6 protein-coding genes are annotated in these 15,433 nt (G+C 50.4%); 1 reads left to right on the top strand and 5 read right to left on the bottom strand.

Annotated features, from left to right (window positions below):
- Positions 1 to 58 precede the first annotated feature (58 nt).
- From IPN95_29410 to IPN95_29390, 5 genes are all read right to left on the bottom strand, one after another.
- Entirely contained in the window at positions 59 to 6,205 is a 6,147-nt protein-coding gene (locus IPN95_29410; GenBank protein ID MBK9453431.1) for a T9SS type A sorting domain-containing protein, read from the bottom strand.
- Between the two features lie 194 nt (positions 6,206 to 6,399).
- A complete protein-coding gene (locus IPN95_29405; GenBank protein ID MBK9453430.1) occupies positions 6,400 to 8,835 on the bottom strand; it encodes a carboxypeptidase regulatory-like domain-containing protein in 2,436 nt (811 codons plus the stop codon).
- A 45-nt stretch (positions 8,836 to 8,880) separates the two neighbouring features.
- Positions 8,881 to 9,843, bottom strand: a complete 963-nt coding sequence (locus IPN95_29400) for a type IX secretion system membrane protein PorP/SprF (protein ID MBK9453429.1) — start codon at positions 9,841 to 9,843, stop codon at positions 8,881 to 8,883.
- Positions 9,844 to 9,891: 48 nt separating this feature from the next.
- On the bottom strand, positions 9,892 to 12,300 hold the full coding sequence (locus tag IPN95_29395) for a DUF2341 domain-containing protein (GenBank protein ID MBK9453428.1): 2,409 nt from the start codon (positions 12,298 to 12,300) through the stop codon (positions 9,892 to 9,894).
- Positions 12,301 to 12,376: 76 nt separating this feature from the next.
- Positions 12,377 to 12,601, bottom strand: coding sequence for a hypothetical protein (locus tag IPN95_29390; GenBank protein ID MBK9453427.1), 225 nt, complete (start codon positions 12,599 to 12,601; stop codon positions 12,377 to 12,379).
- 172 nt (positions 12,602 to 12,773) lie between these two features.
- Between IPN95_29390 and IPN95_29385 the strand changes: the two genes are divergently transcribed.
- Positions 12,774 to 14,567, top strand: a complete 1,794-nt coding sequence (locus IPN95_29385) for a CocE/NonD family hydrolase (protein ID MBK9453426.1) — start codon at positions 12,774 to 12,776, stop codon at positions 14,565 to 14,567.
- Positions 14,568 to 15,433 lie beyond the last annotated feature (866 nt).

Below are 15,433 nucleotides of genomic sequence, written 5' to 3'. Positions count from 1 at the left end.
AAAACGAATGCGGTTCGACAAACCGATTGCCGAACCGCATTCGAAGGAAACAATAGGCTTATTCGATCACCAATTTGTGCACCAAGTTGGCATCGGCCGTCCTGATTTCCAGCAGGTAGATTCCTGCTGCCAATTCGCCAAGATCGAGCAAAACATCCTCCTTCAATTGACGCAGCGAAAATTGTTTCAACTCCCTGCCATACAGATCATTCACCCGAATTTCCAATGGCTTTCTGACCGGCGTTTCCGGACGCAGATGCACCTGTCCATTGGAGGGATTGGGATACAGTGTGATCGCTTGCAAAAGCGAAAGTTCCTCCGAAATCCCGACTGCGTACGGCAAGCCATTCGAAATTTCTGAACAGCCGTTGGCATAATAAACACGGACGCTGTAGAGACCATTGATGGGGGCAATGTAACTGCTGTTAAGGGCGCCGAGAATCGGGAAATTGCCATTGAACCATTGATAGCCAATCCCCACGGTATTGGTGTACATGGTATCGGCATTCGCCTGAATATCAGGAAAAGGCGAGGACAACGTGCTTATGATTACGGGATCGGAGGTTTCATGGCAACCGAAACCATTCCAGACCTGAACAGAATACGTCCCCGGGATAAAGGCCGTGATTTGTGGAGTCGTGAGCGCGTTGTTCCACAAATAGGCCGCATAGCCAACTCCAACATTCAAGTTGAGCGAAGTGTTTTCACACATACCTACGTTGCCGCCCGGCGTTACAATGGGATTCGGGCCTGGGAAAGGGACAAACGTGATTTGGACGGAGCGCAGCAGGCTGCAGCCATTGGCATCCGTGACAATGACCGCGTAGTTACCACCCGTAGTGACGAGGGTCGTATCTGCGGTTGACCCGGTGGACCATTGGTAGCTGACGTAGTTGGGATCCACGAGCAATTCAAGTGTATCGTCAATGCAGACGACCAATTCGCCACTTTCCGAACGCAAATTGGGGTCATTCGTGACGAATGCGCTCACGGTGACCGTGTCAGCGCCGTCGCATCCGACAGGACTTACAACGGCTAAGAAATAGGTTCCCGCAGCCGTCACGGTGATAGACTGACTGGTTTCACCCGTACTCCAAAGATAGGAACTCATGCCGGCAGGTCCGGAAAACACGAGCGTGTCACCGTTGCAAGTGGTTGTATCCGGCCCCAAATTTACCCCTGCTGCGGAGATTCCGGAGGTATCGACGACATTGACATGGCCCGTGCAATTGCTTTGGTTGCCGGTGCTGTCCCAAAGACTCAACGTCACAGCAACCCAACCCAAATCCGCGCAAGTGAAGGTATCTCTGGAAATCCAAGTGGAATCCAGCCCACAATTGTCAAACGAATTGGGGCCTAGTTGCAAGGGCGACAAGCTAGCCGCCCCATTGCTTCCCAATTGCAGCGTGATGCTATCGCAAAGGGCAAAAGGTGCAAGATTATCGTTTAGGGTAAACGTGGTGGTGCAGGAATCAAGATTTCCAGAGGGGTCTTCGACATACACGGAAACGGAATTGGGGCCAATGTTTTGGCAATTGAACAAAAATGGCGTCGTATAGGCCGTGTCGATCCCGCAAATATCCGTACTTCCTGCGGTGAGCAAGCTTCCATCCAACAGGTAGGTACCGTTGCTGTCCAGATTCACGGTGATGCTATTACATGAAATTTGTGGCCGGATCGAATCCAGAACGAGGATGTTCGCGATGCATGTCCCGACATTTGCGCTGCTATCAGTTGCCGAAAGGGTAACGGCATTGGCACCGACCTGCGCGCATGTAAACGTTGCGGAACTGATGGACAGGTTGGCGATACCGCATGCATCAGAACTTCCTCCGTTGACTTGTGCCACAAGCAACGTTGCGTTGCCTGCTGCATCGAGGTACAAAGTGTCGTTCAAGCAAACTGCGTTCGGGCTCGTCGTATCTACAATCGTCACGGTGATAGCGCAGGAACTGGTGTTTCCACTTGCATCGGTAAATGTGACCGAGACAGCATTCGCACCCAAGTCGGAACAATCAAAGGCCGAATTGCTCAGACTTCGCGTGGCAATTGCACAATTGTCAGTGCTGCCGCCCGAAACTGCAACCGCAGTGAGGGTAAAACTACCCGCAGGATTCAAGGCAAATGTATCATTGGTGCAGACGGGAACAGGTGCCAAACTATCCAGAACCGTCACATTGGCCAAGCAAGTACGCTGCAAACCAGATGGGTCCGTTACAGTCAGCGTCACCGAATTGGGACCGATTTGGCCACAACTGAAAGTCGTCGGGTTGACCGCCGAACTTGCGATCCCACAATTGTCTGAACTACCGTTGTCGACCATCGCGGGCAGCAAAGCAAATTGGCCATTACCATCGAGGTAGGCTGTATAAGCCTGACAAACAGCAACAGGCCGAATCGTATCAAGCACCGTAACGGTCGCCGCGCAGGACTGCGCATTGCCATAGGTATCGGTAATGGTCAGACTGACAGCGTTGCTACCTGTATTGGCACAAAGAAAAGTCGTTTGGGACAAGGAGATACTGGCAATTGCACAGTTGTCGGTGCTGCCATTGTTGATGTTGGATGTGGCAATGGTGGTCGTGCCGCTTCCATTCAGATAGGTGGTAAAATTCTGGCAAACGGCAACCGGAGCTACTGTATCGGTGACCGTCACGACGGCGCTACAGGTGCTGGAATTCCCGAAAATGTCCGTTGCGGTAAGGACAACATTGTTGGCACCGACGTTGGCGCAGGTAAAGGAAGTGGGGCTCGCAGTGATGGATGCAATGGTACAATTGTCGGAGGTGCCATTGTTGACCATGCTTGCCGTGATCGTCACGTTCCCTCCTGGATCGAGAATCGGCGCGATGTTTTGGCATAACGCGATGGGCGGCAGGTTGTCCAGAATGGTGACGTTGCCTGTGCAACTGTCCACCCGGCCATTGACATCCACGACAAACAATTCGACGACATGCAAACCGGTCTGTCCGCAGGTGTAAGTGCCGATGTCGACATAACTTGTGTCAAAAAAGGTGCAATTGTCGAAGCTGTTGATCCCAAAAACCGATGGATTTACGGTTGCAATCCCGAGGGCATTCAGGTAAAAAGTCGTGTCTGTGCAGATCGCCTGTGGTGGTACCGTATCCAGGATGGTCACGTTGGAAATGCAGGTGCTCAGGTTGGTATCTGCATCGATGATGCTCATGGTCACCACATTCAAACCCGTATCGACACATGTAAAGGAGCTTTGGCTGATCCAAATCGAATCTATCAAGCAATTGTCGGAGGAACCATTGTTCAGGTTTGCAGGTGTCAAATTGGCAATCCCCGAGTTGTTGATGTAAATGGTGGTGTCGCGACACAGCGGAATCGGCGATACGCTGTCGATCACCCGCACGTAGCCTTGGCAGGTGGCGACGTTGCCAGAAATATCTTGCAAGGTAAGGGTCACAAAAACGCCCGGGACATCCGCACAGTTAAATGTCGTTCTGCTGATGCTGAGGCTGTTAATGCCGCAATTGTCAGTGCTGCCGTTGTTGATCGCTGCTGCATTGGTCGCCGCATTTCCTGCGCCATCGAGGAATATCGTTGCCGTGCGACAGGCCGCTGCAGGACGCGTAGAATCCTCCACAACCACAGTAGCAACGCAATTGCGGTTGTTGCCGCTGCCATCGGTTGCGGTGTACGTAACAACGTGGCTACCGGTATCGGCACATACAAAAGAGGAAGGCGAAACAATTTGTGAAGTGATCGCACAATTGTCCGTGCTCGCTCCGCCTATCACCGCAGGATTGAGCGTTAATTGGCCATTCGTTCCGAGATAAACCGTCGCATTGCTGCAAACAACCGTCGGTCGGATCGAATCCAGGACTGTCACGGTGGCGGCACATGTGGAAGTCCGGCTTGCCAAATCTGTGACGGTCAGGGTGACGGTGTTGCTGCCTAAATTTGTGCAGGTCAAGGAGGTGGTGTTGAGCGCGTACGTTGCAATTCGGCAATTGTCCGAGCTTCCATTGTTGAGCATCGCAGGTGTCAAGGTCGCATTTCCACTGCCATTCAACTGCACGCTGATGTTTTGGCAAACAGCCACGGGATTGACAAAGTCATTGGAAATGAGGTTGTGTCCAACTGCGGCCGTATCGGCACAGCCGTTGGTGTCGGTGATGCGGCAATTGTAAATCCCGGTCAACATTGCTTGGTAAGGATTGACATTGCTACCGGGGATGGATGCTCCATTTCTGAACCATTGGCGGCTCACAGTATTGGACGCTGTGGCTGAGATTGCCAAGCTATCCCCGATACAAATGGTATCGATCGCATTGGGATTCACCGTCACGACTGGCAAAGCATTCACGATCAGGCTCAAGCCCGTCGCGGCGCTGTCACGACATCCATGGATATCGGTTTGGCGCATATTGTAAATGCCCGCAAGTCCAGTGGCGTAGGCATTGTTGGTGGCTCCGGGGATGATGCTACCGTTGCGAAACCATTGGTGGGATGCGCCGGGACTACCCGTAATTGTGACGACATCGCCTTGACAAATGGGTACAGGCACAGAAGTCGTAAAATTCACGACCGGCAACGGACGCAGGTACAATTTCAGGGCCACCGCTGCACTGTCGCCACAGCCATTGGCGCCAACGACGATGCAATTGTAGTTGCCGGCAATTGCGGCTTGGATCGTGGTCCCGGTTGCTCCCGGAATCGAGAGTCCATTCCGGTACCATTGCCGTGATACCCCAACGCCATTCGCAGTCACCAAAACCGAATCGCCTGTACAAATGGAATCTCTAGGTGCAGGTACCAAAGAGACCGTCGGCGGTGCACTCAAGGTAATCACAGCAGTATTCGTCGTCGAACAGCCGGTCAAGAGATTCGTCTCCACCACTGTGAGCGTGTAACTCCCGAGCACTCCAGACCAATTCACTCTCACGGAATCATTTGTGGCCCCAATTGCGATGGAGCCGCCGGAAGAAAGTGACCATTGATAGCCATTGAGCGGCGTATTATCGGTCGTCACTCTGAACAAATTATTGAAGGAATTGGCGCAACCGGGATTTTGGCCCAAAATCGCATTCGTGGATGGAAAAGCGCGCGGGAATTGGGCTTCAAAGGCCCCCAAATCCCATTTTGCGATGCCATTTCCATCTCCATCAATCGGCCTTGGATTGCCATCGTAGTCTTCAGCAATGAAACCGAGTGAGTCTGCGACATCGACGGCAGGTGAGCAAGCCTTGATACGACCGATCGGATCTGAAAATTGCGGGTCGAAGGTCATGATGTTGGTCCCCGGAGCATAACCGCCCTCGACAATGCAGCGATTCACGATAGGGCTCCCAAAAATATCAGGTCCGGGATTTCCCCAGAGTATACAATTGCGTACCTGAGCAGTAGAAGATGAAATGAAAAATGCAGCCCCAAAACTGGCCGTATTGCCCGTAAAAGTACAATTGAACAATTGGTAATCACCTGCAGCACCGGTAATTGCACCAGCGAAACTCGTTGCTGAATTGCCGACAAATGCACAGTTATGAATCCTGATTTTGGCTCCAGCGCTCGACTGATTGATTGCTCCTCCCTGACCTCCGGTCTGATTGTTGCGAAACAAACAACGCTTGAAGTTGAAACTCCCTACTGCATAAACAGCGCCTCCTCCATCAAAAGAATAATTGTTTTGAAAGACGCAGTTCAGGAAACTGGCACCACCCCCAAAGGAAAAAACCGCTCCACCGAGTCCATGAACCGATGCCCCGATGGCATTTCCAAGTTCGATCACGAAGCCGTCCACAACAGCTGTGGTATCTTTGGTATGCGCATTGACCACATGGTAAGCGTCAGCGGCACTATGGATGCCGTTTCTGTCCAAATCACCTGAAAGAACGGTGACGTTGGTATAAAAATTCCGTTGTGATGCCGAGGACTCCTGCGCTCCACTCAAACCTTGGAATCCCCCCAGCATCGCCACGCCGATCTTGAGATCAAACCAAGCGAGATTGTCTCCTGAGACTCCTGGGAAATAATGGCCATCTGCCACCCAAATCGAATCTCCAGCATTTGAAAAGTTAATCGCTGTTTGAAGATTGAGATACGCATTCGCCCACGAAGTGCCGTTATTTGCCCCGGCTACCGCGGAAGAATCCACATAGTAGTGGGTTGCCTTTCCGCCGATGGCAGCAATCATGAACAATCCCAAGAGCAGGTATTTTTGTAGGGTTGACTTCAACGTCATCGATGACCTCCGATACTAAGCAATAGAAAGAGGCAATATAACGCATTTCCCTTTCAAAATCGCCAACCTCAAAGGGCATTCTCTTACATCGCCACAAGTGTCGGATGGCTTGCAGATTTGCTGGGGATACACCCCTCCTAGCTCAAGAAACGATTGAGCATCCGCATTTTTCCCGCTGTGATCGATCTTTAGCGAGGTTCAACTTCCGAAGCGACCTTGGTAATTCTAATTTCCGTACGCCGATTGAAGGAATGCTCCTCTTCTGTGCAGGGGACATTGTCTTTGCATTTGTTGACAATGCCGGATTCTCCATAGCCTTTTGCCACGACACGATTGGCGGCAATTCCCTTGCTCGTGACGTAGGCCACCGCGGCATCCGCCCTGCGCTGCGAAAGATCCTGATTGAACTTATCCCCACCACGGCTATCCGTGTAGGAGCTCAACTGAATACTTGCCGCCGGATTGTCTTGCAAAAAGTAAACAATTTCAAGCAACTCCTTGGATGCCAATCGCTTGATATCACTTTTGTTGTAGTCATAGTAAATATTTTTCACAAGCGCACCGACTTCATAAGGTACCATCCCGATGGTGACATCCAAGACGGTGTCTCGGGTTGCACTGTCGAGCGGAGGCAATTCGTAACGAGATGCGAAGTACGCAGTTTTAGATGCGATCAGGGTCGGATCGGTTTTGGGATCCACGACAATTTCCCAGAATCGACCATCTTTGCGGCTGATAGCGGCAGAGGCCTCCTGCTGATTGACCATCGCGATCGCACGCACATTCACGCCTGCGATGGGGATCTGAGATTCACTATCCAAGGTTTTTCCTTGAACCAGGACAGCAACTCCGGGGACCATTTTTGCATTGAATTTGAAGTCTTCCGTAGCTTTTTTGCCTTCTGTTGAGAAGTAGAAAATTTGCGGAATGTAGCCTGCCTTTCTCACGATGACCGCATATTCCTTGTCGGAATCAATTTTCCGAAGGAAATTTCCCTTTGCGTCCGAAGTCAAAGATTCATCGGTATTGGAAACAACCCTTACTGAAGCACCTTCCAATGCCAAGCCAGAGTTTACATCTGTCACCCTGCCAGAAACGGTGAGGACCATTTCGCCTTCCATTTCAAATCGCCGATTGAGATCCTCCAACGGGCTGACCTCTGTGGTGGCAATTCGATCCCTGAATGGCAGGAAATTCGTCTTGTTGGCCGTCACAAGGTATTCCTTTCCCCAATCCCCCATGTGACTGAATGCGCCCATTTCGTCCGTCACATACTGCGTCTCTTGATTGGATGCATCACGCACCGAAACGGCAACCCCTGACATTGGTTTGCCGGTAGCCTTGTCTACAAAAACGCCATTGATTTTCATCTGACGCTTAAACATGTAGATTTCGTCATGGCCATGGCGATTGGATGCAAAATAGCCCATGGACTTCCCTGGAATCCAAGCAATGCTGAAATCGTCATAGGTACTGTTGACACCGTAGCCGGCATTCACAGGTTTACCCCATTTTTCACCTTGCTTGGGAGCAGCAAAAATATCAAATCCACCGAGGCCGATTTGTCCAGTCGATGCAAAAAACAAGGTTCCGGAGGGATGGAGATAAGGAAATTCCTCATCACCTTCGGTATTGATCGTGGAACCCAGGTTCTGTGGGGTCGTCCAGGCATCCCCCTCCTTTTTACAGAAATAAAGATCCGTACCGCCAAATCCGCCAGGAATATCAGAGGCAAAGATGAAGGTCATTCCATCTTGCGAAATGGCTGGATGACCACAGCTGTAATTGTCGCTGTTGAAGGGCATGGGTTCAATGTTTCTCCATTTGCCTTTGATGTATTCTGCGACGTAGATGCGGAGTTTGCTATGATGGATCGCCGCCTTGCCTTTCTTATCATCCACATATTGGCTGCGTGTAAAGTACAATTTGGATTGATCGCGGTTCAAGCAGGCAGGGCCTTCATGAAACCTTCGATTGACCTTCCCTTTGAGGCGATCCACCTTGATACCCGACTTTGACTTCGGATTCCGCTCGGCATAGTACAAATCGTAAAAAGCATTGCCATTGCGCAAATTCGTCACTTTGCGCGCAGAGGAGGAATATTCACCAGCAAAAATATAGCCTTGCTTGAACAAAACAGGTCCAAATTCGGAACCTTTGGAATTGAAAGGCTCAAGTGTGATTTTGTAGCGAAGGCTGTCTTGGCGACTTTCGACGGCAAAATCACATGCTTCAATCATTCTCGCGCCCAAAACGGGATTTTCTCCAGTTTGCAAATACGCTTCAAACCAAATCCGTGCCTCCTCATACTTGCCATTGGTTTTCAACATTTGGGCATAACGGTATTTGTTGATGGGTGCTGCCCCTTTCATTTTGACGACTTCACCGTACCACCGTTCAGCTTTTTTGGTGTTTGACAACTGTACATAGGAATCGGCAATACGTTCCATTGCTCTTAAATCCAATCCCTTTACCAGCCCGCGCTCGTATTCGCGTACGGCAGAAGGATAGATCATCTGGTCGTAGAATCGGTCACCGTTTTTGATTTGCTTGTTCTGGGCATTCACGGACCCAGCCACAACCAACATGAAAAACACCAAAATTGAAAAATAGGCACTCTTCATTGTAAGAGAGATGTTCTTTATGTGCATTGAGGACAGATTCATGCCTTAGAAATAACGGGGGGATACGTGAGCCTTGTGCTTGATATGCAAATCAAGGCCAAGCATGAACTCATGCGAAGCATTGCCATAGGTATTGATATCGGAGGTGATGTAGTCAAAGGCATATCCCATCCGCAACCATTGGAACAATTGCAGTTGCACCATCATCACCACAGCGTCTTCCGTACGGAAGGAAGCCCCGAGCCAGAGCCGGTCACCCAGGAGAAAATGTGCATTGAAGTCAAACTGCACGGGATTGGCAGGCGACATTTTCATCAAAATCGAAGGCTTGAACTTTAAAAAGGATTCCTCACGCCCCAAAACGAGGCCCGTGGTCAAGAAAAAGTGGCGGCTCAATTGCGCCAATGAACCTGCATTGTCGCCGTTGAGGCCGTGTAGGACCAGCCTTGGTGTGGAAGCACCCGCAAAAAAGCGCTTTGTATGAAAATAAACCCCGGCCCCCGCATTGGGAAGCCAAAGATTCACTGAATTGCCATTGAATGCAGGATCAGGGCCGTTGGCGTTAGGGTCAATCGTACTTCCAGTCCTTACTTCGCCAAAATTTGCGCGATAATTATCGATAGAGCCCTGCAGTCCGAGTGCAAGTCGCGCATTTTCACCCAAATGGATGCGAAATGCATACGCAGCGCTCACACCTGTCGTCTTCGTGATGCCAATTTGATCATTGACAAAGCCGATTCCGAAGCCATGACGGTCGTTGCGGGAAGGCAAGTGCATCGAGAAGGATTGTGTTTCAGGAGCGCCATTCATGCCCACCCATTGCTTGCGATAAATCAAGGTGGATGTCAGATAACCCCAACTTCCAGCATACGCTGGGTTCAGAACCTGATGGTTGAACATGTATTGGCTGTACATGGGGTCCTGCTGCGCTTTGACGTCTGCAGGCAGCAGAAAACTCGCAAGCAACAGCGTGACGCCAATGAAACCTGAAGTCAATTTCGCAACCATGGTCCTAGACTTGGAAATTTGCAAACTTTTCATTGTCATTCTCATGGCTTAACGGTTGATAATGATGTAGTCGCTAAACTCCTGCCCATTTCCGAGCTTGAGAATGTAGAAATATGTGCCATCCGGCAAATCATATCCGTTGTTGCCAATGCCATTAAACGAATTGTCGTACGGACTCTTCGAATACACCAACGAGCCCCAACGGTTAAAAATCACAAGATCGTTGTCGGGAAACGAGGTGATATCGGCAATGTAAAAGAAGTCATTGATGCCGTCGCCATTTGGAGAAAATCCTTGCGGGATATCTTCTGCCGAAATTTGATCCACCTCTTCAATCGTGATCACGTTGGAGTAAACCGTATCGCAACCATAAGGGTCGACCACCATCACCATATAGTCACCGGGCACATCTGGCACAAATAAAGAACTCGTCGCACCGGGAATGGCCACACTGTCAAGAAACCACTGATAATTGGGAGCAGCCGAAGCTGCCAATCCAGCAACGCCTCCACCGATGGCCACCGGTGAAAGCTCCGGATAGGCGAAGAAGTAAATAATGGCGCTGACCGCCGAACAACCGTTGGTGTCAACCACGACGACATTGTACAAGCCTGGCCCGACATTGACCGTTTGCGAGGTTTCCCCATGCGACCATGCATAGGTTGCAAAGTCTGGACCGGCATCCAAAAGCACCGTAGAATTGCCGCATATCGAATCACTCGGCCCAAGATCGACAACAGGCAATGGATTTACCAGCACATTCACTGTGTCTGCGCCTGTACAACCATTGGTGTCAACGACGTCCACGATGAAACTACCAGTGGTAAACACTTCATACGTTTGAGTACTTACCCCTAGAGGCCAAGTAACTGATGCCCAACCAATTCCCGCATCCAAAGTTGTGGAATCACCGATACAAAACGATTGATCGGGCCCCAAGTCGACATTGGGTGAAGCATGAAGTGCAATCGTGACCGCTTCAGATGTGTCGCTGCAAAATTCGCTATCCCATACGATCACTTGAAACGTGCCGGAGTCCGTCACAAGAACGTTTCCGGCGGTTTCGCCGCCAGGAAGCCATTGGTAAGCATACCAATTCTGGTTCAAGGCTACCAAGTTGGTGGACTCTCCGGGGCAAAAAATACTGTCTCCCTGAATGGTAATTACCGGCAAAGGCAACGGACGCAGGGTAATCTGAATCGTATCGGCATCTGTACAACCGACGGTGTCGGTGACTTGCACCCAATAACTGCCAGAAGTAGAAACCACCAAGGAGCTATCGCTGGAATTGTCATTCCAAAGGTATCCCTGAAAGCCGCCGGCGGCGCGAATGGTATCGTTGCCATTGGTGCAAACCAAACGATCAGGACCTAAATCAATTTGGACGGAGGGATAGCTGATCGAAAATGAATCCGAGGAAATCGATTGGCAGTTCATTCCAAAATCGGCCACACAATGATAAACGCCATCCGACAACGCCAAATAGCTCGTATCGGTTGCCCCGACAATCAGGTTACCATTCTGAAACCATTGATAACTTTGGGCACCAATGTTCTGTGCAAACAAGCCCAGCGTATCGCCAGGACACATTTGATTGCCGCCCGGCGAAGTCATGCCAAAAGGAATATTCCGGTCAAACTCCGGCCACAGGCTTGATCCCGGATCGACGAAGGCTCCACGACGGTACCAAACCTTCATAGAAGGAAAAACGCCACAGGAATCCGTTTTCAGGGCACCAAACACCCCTTGGTCACCCGGCTTGTATACTGCATAACCACAGCTTCCAGGGCAAGGAACGATGGGGGCACAAGTATTCAAAAACCTTCCACCTGTGCTTGTGTACCAGCCGGGATGGCCACCTACGCGTGCTGCGAGTGCGGCATTGAAAGTATAAAACCCTGGTGTACTTGGCACGTTGAAAAAGGCAGATGAGCCCGTCACCATGTTGGTATCGTTGCTCACCTTGAAACGAATGCGCATGGTGTCATCGGAATAAATCCTCCAAAGCACGGTGCGGGCATTGATTGGAAAAGTATATTCTTGCGTTGCAACAGTCAAGCCAGGCGTTGCGGTATCTGTACCCATGCTGTCATTGCCGAGGGAAAACAAGACAAGATCCAAATTGGATACCGGCGTATTGGCAGCCGAATTTCCGTAGTACATCTGTACCCAAGTCGTGTCCATCGATGCAAGTTGCGGATGGCGCACCCAGATAATCGTGGAGGGAGTATTCAAGCCACTTTCAATCCAATAGGGAATCTCCGTGCAGCAGTCGTCGGTGGTAAATCGAATGTCTGAGCCGTCAGCGTTCATTTTTCCAGCATTGATCAGGGTCTGTGTATCGACATTCACCCTCACCTGCCAATCATTCAGCAGACCGAAAATATAATTCTGAACGGCAACTGATCGTGTATACCTCCAGCCCTGGAAGCAAGTATTTTGTGCTGAAAGGCTCATTCCAGCAAAAAAAGGCACACTCAGAAGCAGGATTCGAAGTAAAGTTTTCCTCATTGCAAATACTCGTTACTGCCAATTAACGCATTCTATTCTTTAAAATCAGCATTCCTTTTCCCATTTTGTTCCACATCATTAAAGATTGGCTGCAAAAACAGGCAAAGAATTGTTGAAACATTTTCGCTAGCAAGCAGTGAATTCCAAAAGTTTGGGGCGATCCTCCCAAAACAAAGGATACCTCAGTTGTTGACCAAACAAAGGTATCTTCCAAAAAATCTTCAATCAAATCTTTTTCCAGCCCCAATTTGTTTTTTTTCGCTCATTTCTTTCAAGCGAAAGGCCTGCAATCCAACGCGTCATCCAATCCAGCGATCACCGCTCATCCAAGGCTGTAAAATAACCGCAGATTCAATGTCCAAGGAGCAACTGAATCCCGCCTGCTTCCCCTAAATTTGTGCATTAGACCGCTGATTCCAATGATGTATCCCTATAAATCCCCCGACGCAGGCCGTTTCCACAAGGTGCAGCGCCACTCCGTTTACCTTCCAATGCGGGACGGCATCGCACTTGCCATCGACGTTTGGTTACCCAAAAACCTCCCTTCGACCGAAAAACTACCCTGTTTGCTGCACCAAACGCGGTATTGGCGGGGTGCCGAGCTCCGTTGGCCGTTTTCTGCCTTGAGTGACGGCTTGCTCGGCCACGAGGGGAAAATGGTCCGCGAATTGGTTTTGAATGGCTACGCTTTTGTCAACGTGGATTGCCGAGGCTCGGGTGCCTCCTTCGGAAGTCGCAACCATCCTTGGTCCCCCGACGAGGTCAAAGACGGCTACGAAGTGGCAGATTGGATCCTCCAACAGCCATGGAGCAATCAAATCATCGGAACCTTGGGCATTTCCTACACGGGAACCACTGCCGAATTCGCGAGAAGTCTCGCCCATCCTGCCATCAAGGCAAGTATGCCGCTTTTTTCCTTGTACGACATCTTTGATGACATCGCGATGCCCGGTGGCATTCCACATGACGGTTTCGTCGTCGAATGGGGAAAAGCCAATGCAAGTCTTGACAAAAATGTCATTCCGGTCAAGGATCCGCTGATTAAACTCCTGGTCAAAGGCGTAGCTCCCGTCGGAAAAGGCAAGGAAGCGAATGCGCAATTGCAGGCCGCCTTGATCGAACACCGCCAAAACCTAGGGGTGCACGAAACCTCGTCGGGGATCGATTTCCGAGACCAAGCGCCGCAAAACAAGATCGTCAACAGCATGGACGACTTCAGCCCGCATCAACATCAGGCGGCAGGAGACTTGTCCAACACTGCCCTGCTCAGCCTCAGCGGATGGCGTGACGGGGCCTATCCGCATTCTTCGATCAGGCGGTTTCTCAATTCCACGGCATCGGTCAATCGTTTGATTCTCGGACCTTGGGATCATGGCGGCAAGAACCACATCACACCCGGAAAAGCCCATAAAATGGGCCTTGAAATCGCGCAGGAGGCGATCAAGTTCTTTGACCATCATCTCAAGGGCTACAAAACGGGGATCGACAAGCAGCCTGCGGTGCAGTATTTCACGATGCAAGAAGAGAAGTGGAAAGGCAGTGATGTTTGGCCACCCGCGGGATTTGTTGGAATGCCCTACTTTTTGCATCCGCAGAATGTCTTGCGTTCAACGAATTCGGCGGAGACTTCAACGAAAACACTGGTTCACAACCCCTTGCAAGGAACAGGGCATTATACGCGCTGGAGAGGCCTGCGCATGTCCTTGGGCACGGGAAAACTTTATCCTGACCGGAAAAAACGCGATGGATTGCTCGCCTGCTTTGATTCAGAGCCACTTTCAACCCCAACCGAAGTAACCGGTCACGGGGAGGCGCGCCTGTACATCCGCACGCAGGAGCAGGACGCGACCTTTTTTGTCTATTTGGAAGACATCACCCCCGGCGGCGAAATCTGGTATGTGACCGAAGGCGAAATTCGGGCCTTGCACCGCAAGGTTGCCACATCGCCTCCCCCCTACCGCGACGCGATCGCTTACCATTCCTATTTGAAGGAAGATGCGGCGCCGATTCCCGCTGGCGAAATCGTCGAAGTTCGGTTTGACCTGCTGCCGGTTTCCTATTTGTTCAAAAAGGGCCACCGCATGCGCATTGCCATTGCAACGGGTGACTGCGACAATTTCAAGCAGATTTCCAATCCGGGAGCAAAATTTGAGCTGATCTTGGGCGGCGAATTTGCTTCTCAGGTTATCCTGCCGGTCATGGGCGGGAAATAGGAGGATAAAAAAAGGCCGCTCCAGGCGGGAGCGGCCACGAAAACATCTATCGAAATTCATTTTCTATTCAGGATGTCTTGCGCTGCGTACTGGTCGGCAGCGGTGCTGGACGGCGGTCGGTTTTGTGACGACCTTGTTCAGTGGTGGAAAATTGCGGCGAAACCGTTGTGTGCTTTTTCATGATCAATTCCTCCTATCGTTAATGATGTTTGACTTTGGGAAGTTGGGAAGCGCGGTGACTGCGGTAGGCCATGACAAATCCGCCTACCAAAATCGCCCCAATTGCAGCAAGACCAAGAGCAAGTTCAATCAATTTTGCCTTTTCCATGGCGTTAATTATTTAGAACGTGAATGAGATACTTTTTTACCACCCCGGTGGGCCACTACAAAGCCACCGGCCATGATGAGGGCTGCAAATGCAAACCCTACGATTGCTTGAAACATTGATGCCTTTTCCATATTCAATTCCAACTGTCTGATATTCCATAATTGTAAACTGTTTTGAGGGTCTTGAATTAACGAGCCGCCCTGTTTGCCCGGATGAGGCCGATGGTGAACACTGTAAGCATCAACCCTAGCCCAACGACTGTCTGAATTCCTGTTGTTTCCATCTTGCCCTCCGTTTTTGAATCAATGTGAAATGAAACGTGAAAATCGAATACATTGACGTGTACGCAAGTCGGATGCCACCGGACGTCGATCCGCCCCGTTCCGAAGTCTCAAAATAGGCCCAATTCTTACACGGTGGCGTTTTTGATAGGGTTTGAACGATTTAGGTGCTTCGAAAAAAACTCAAAAAAAGTACAACTATTTCAATTTCTGAATAAATCCCGTTGTGAAAGGTAGGCCATAGGTATGCGAAAAAA

Source organism: Bacteroidota bacterium (assembly GCA_016718825.1).
In the GTDB taxonomy this organism is placed as follows: domain Bacteria; phylum Bacteroidota; class Bacteroidia; order J057; family JADKCL01; genus JADKCL01.
Note: the sequence above shows the minus strand (reverse complement) of the source record. Positions and strands in the feature narration are given on the sequence as shown.

Bases quoted from the DNA above. Each gene is read 5' to 3' on its own strand.
- IPN95_29405 (MBK9453430.1), bottom strand. From the start codon at position 8,835: ATGAAGAGTGCCTATTTTTCAATTTTGGTGTTTTTCATGTTGGTTGTG.
- IPN95_29400 (MBK9453429.1), bottom strand. From the start codon at position 9,843: ATGGTTGCGAAATTGACTTCAGGTTTCATTGGCGTCACGCTGTTGCTT.
- IPN95_29395 (MBK9453428.1), bottom strand. From the start codon at position 12,300: ATGAGCCTTTCAGCACAAAATACTTGCTTCCAGGGCTGGAGGTATACA.
- IPN95_29385 (MBK9453426.1), top strand. From the start codon at position 12,774: ATGATGTATCCCTATAAATCCCCCGACGCAGGCCGTTTCCACAAGGTG.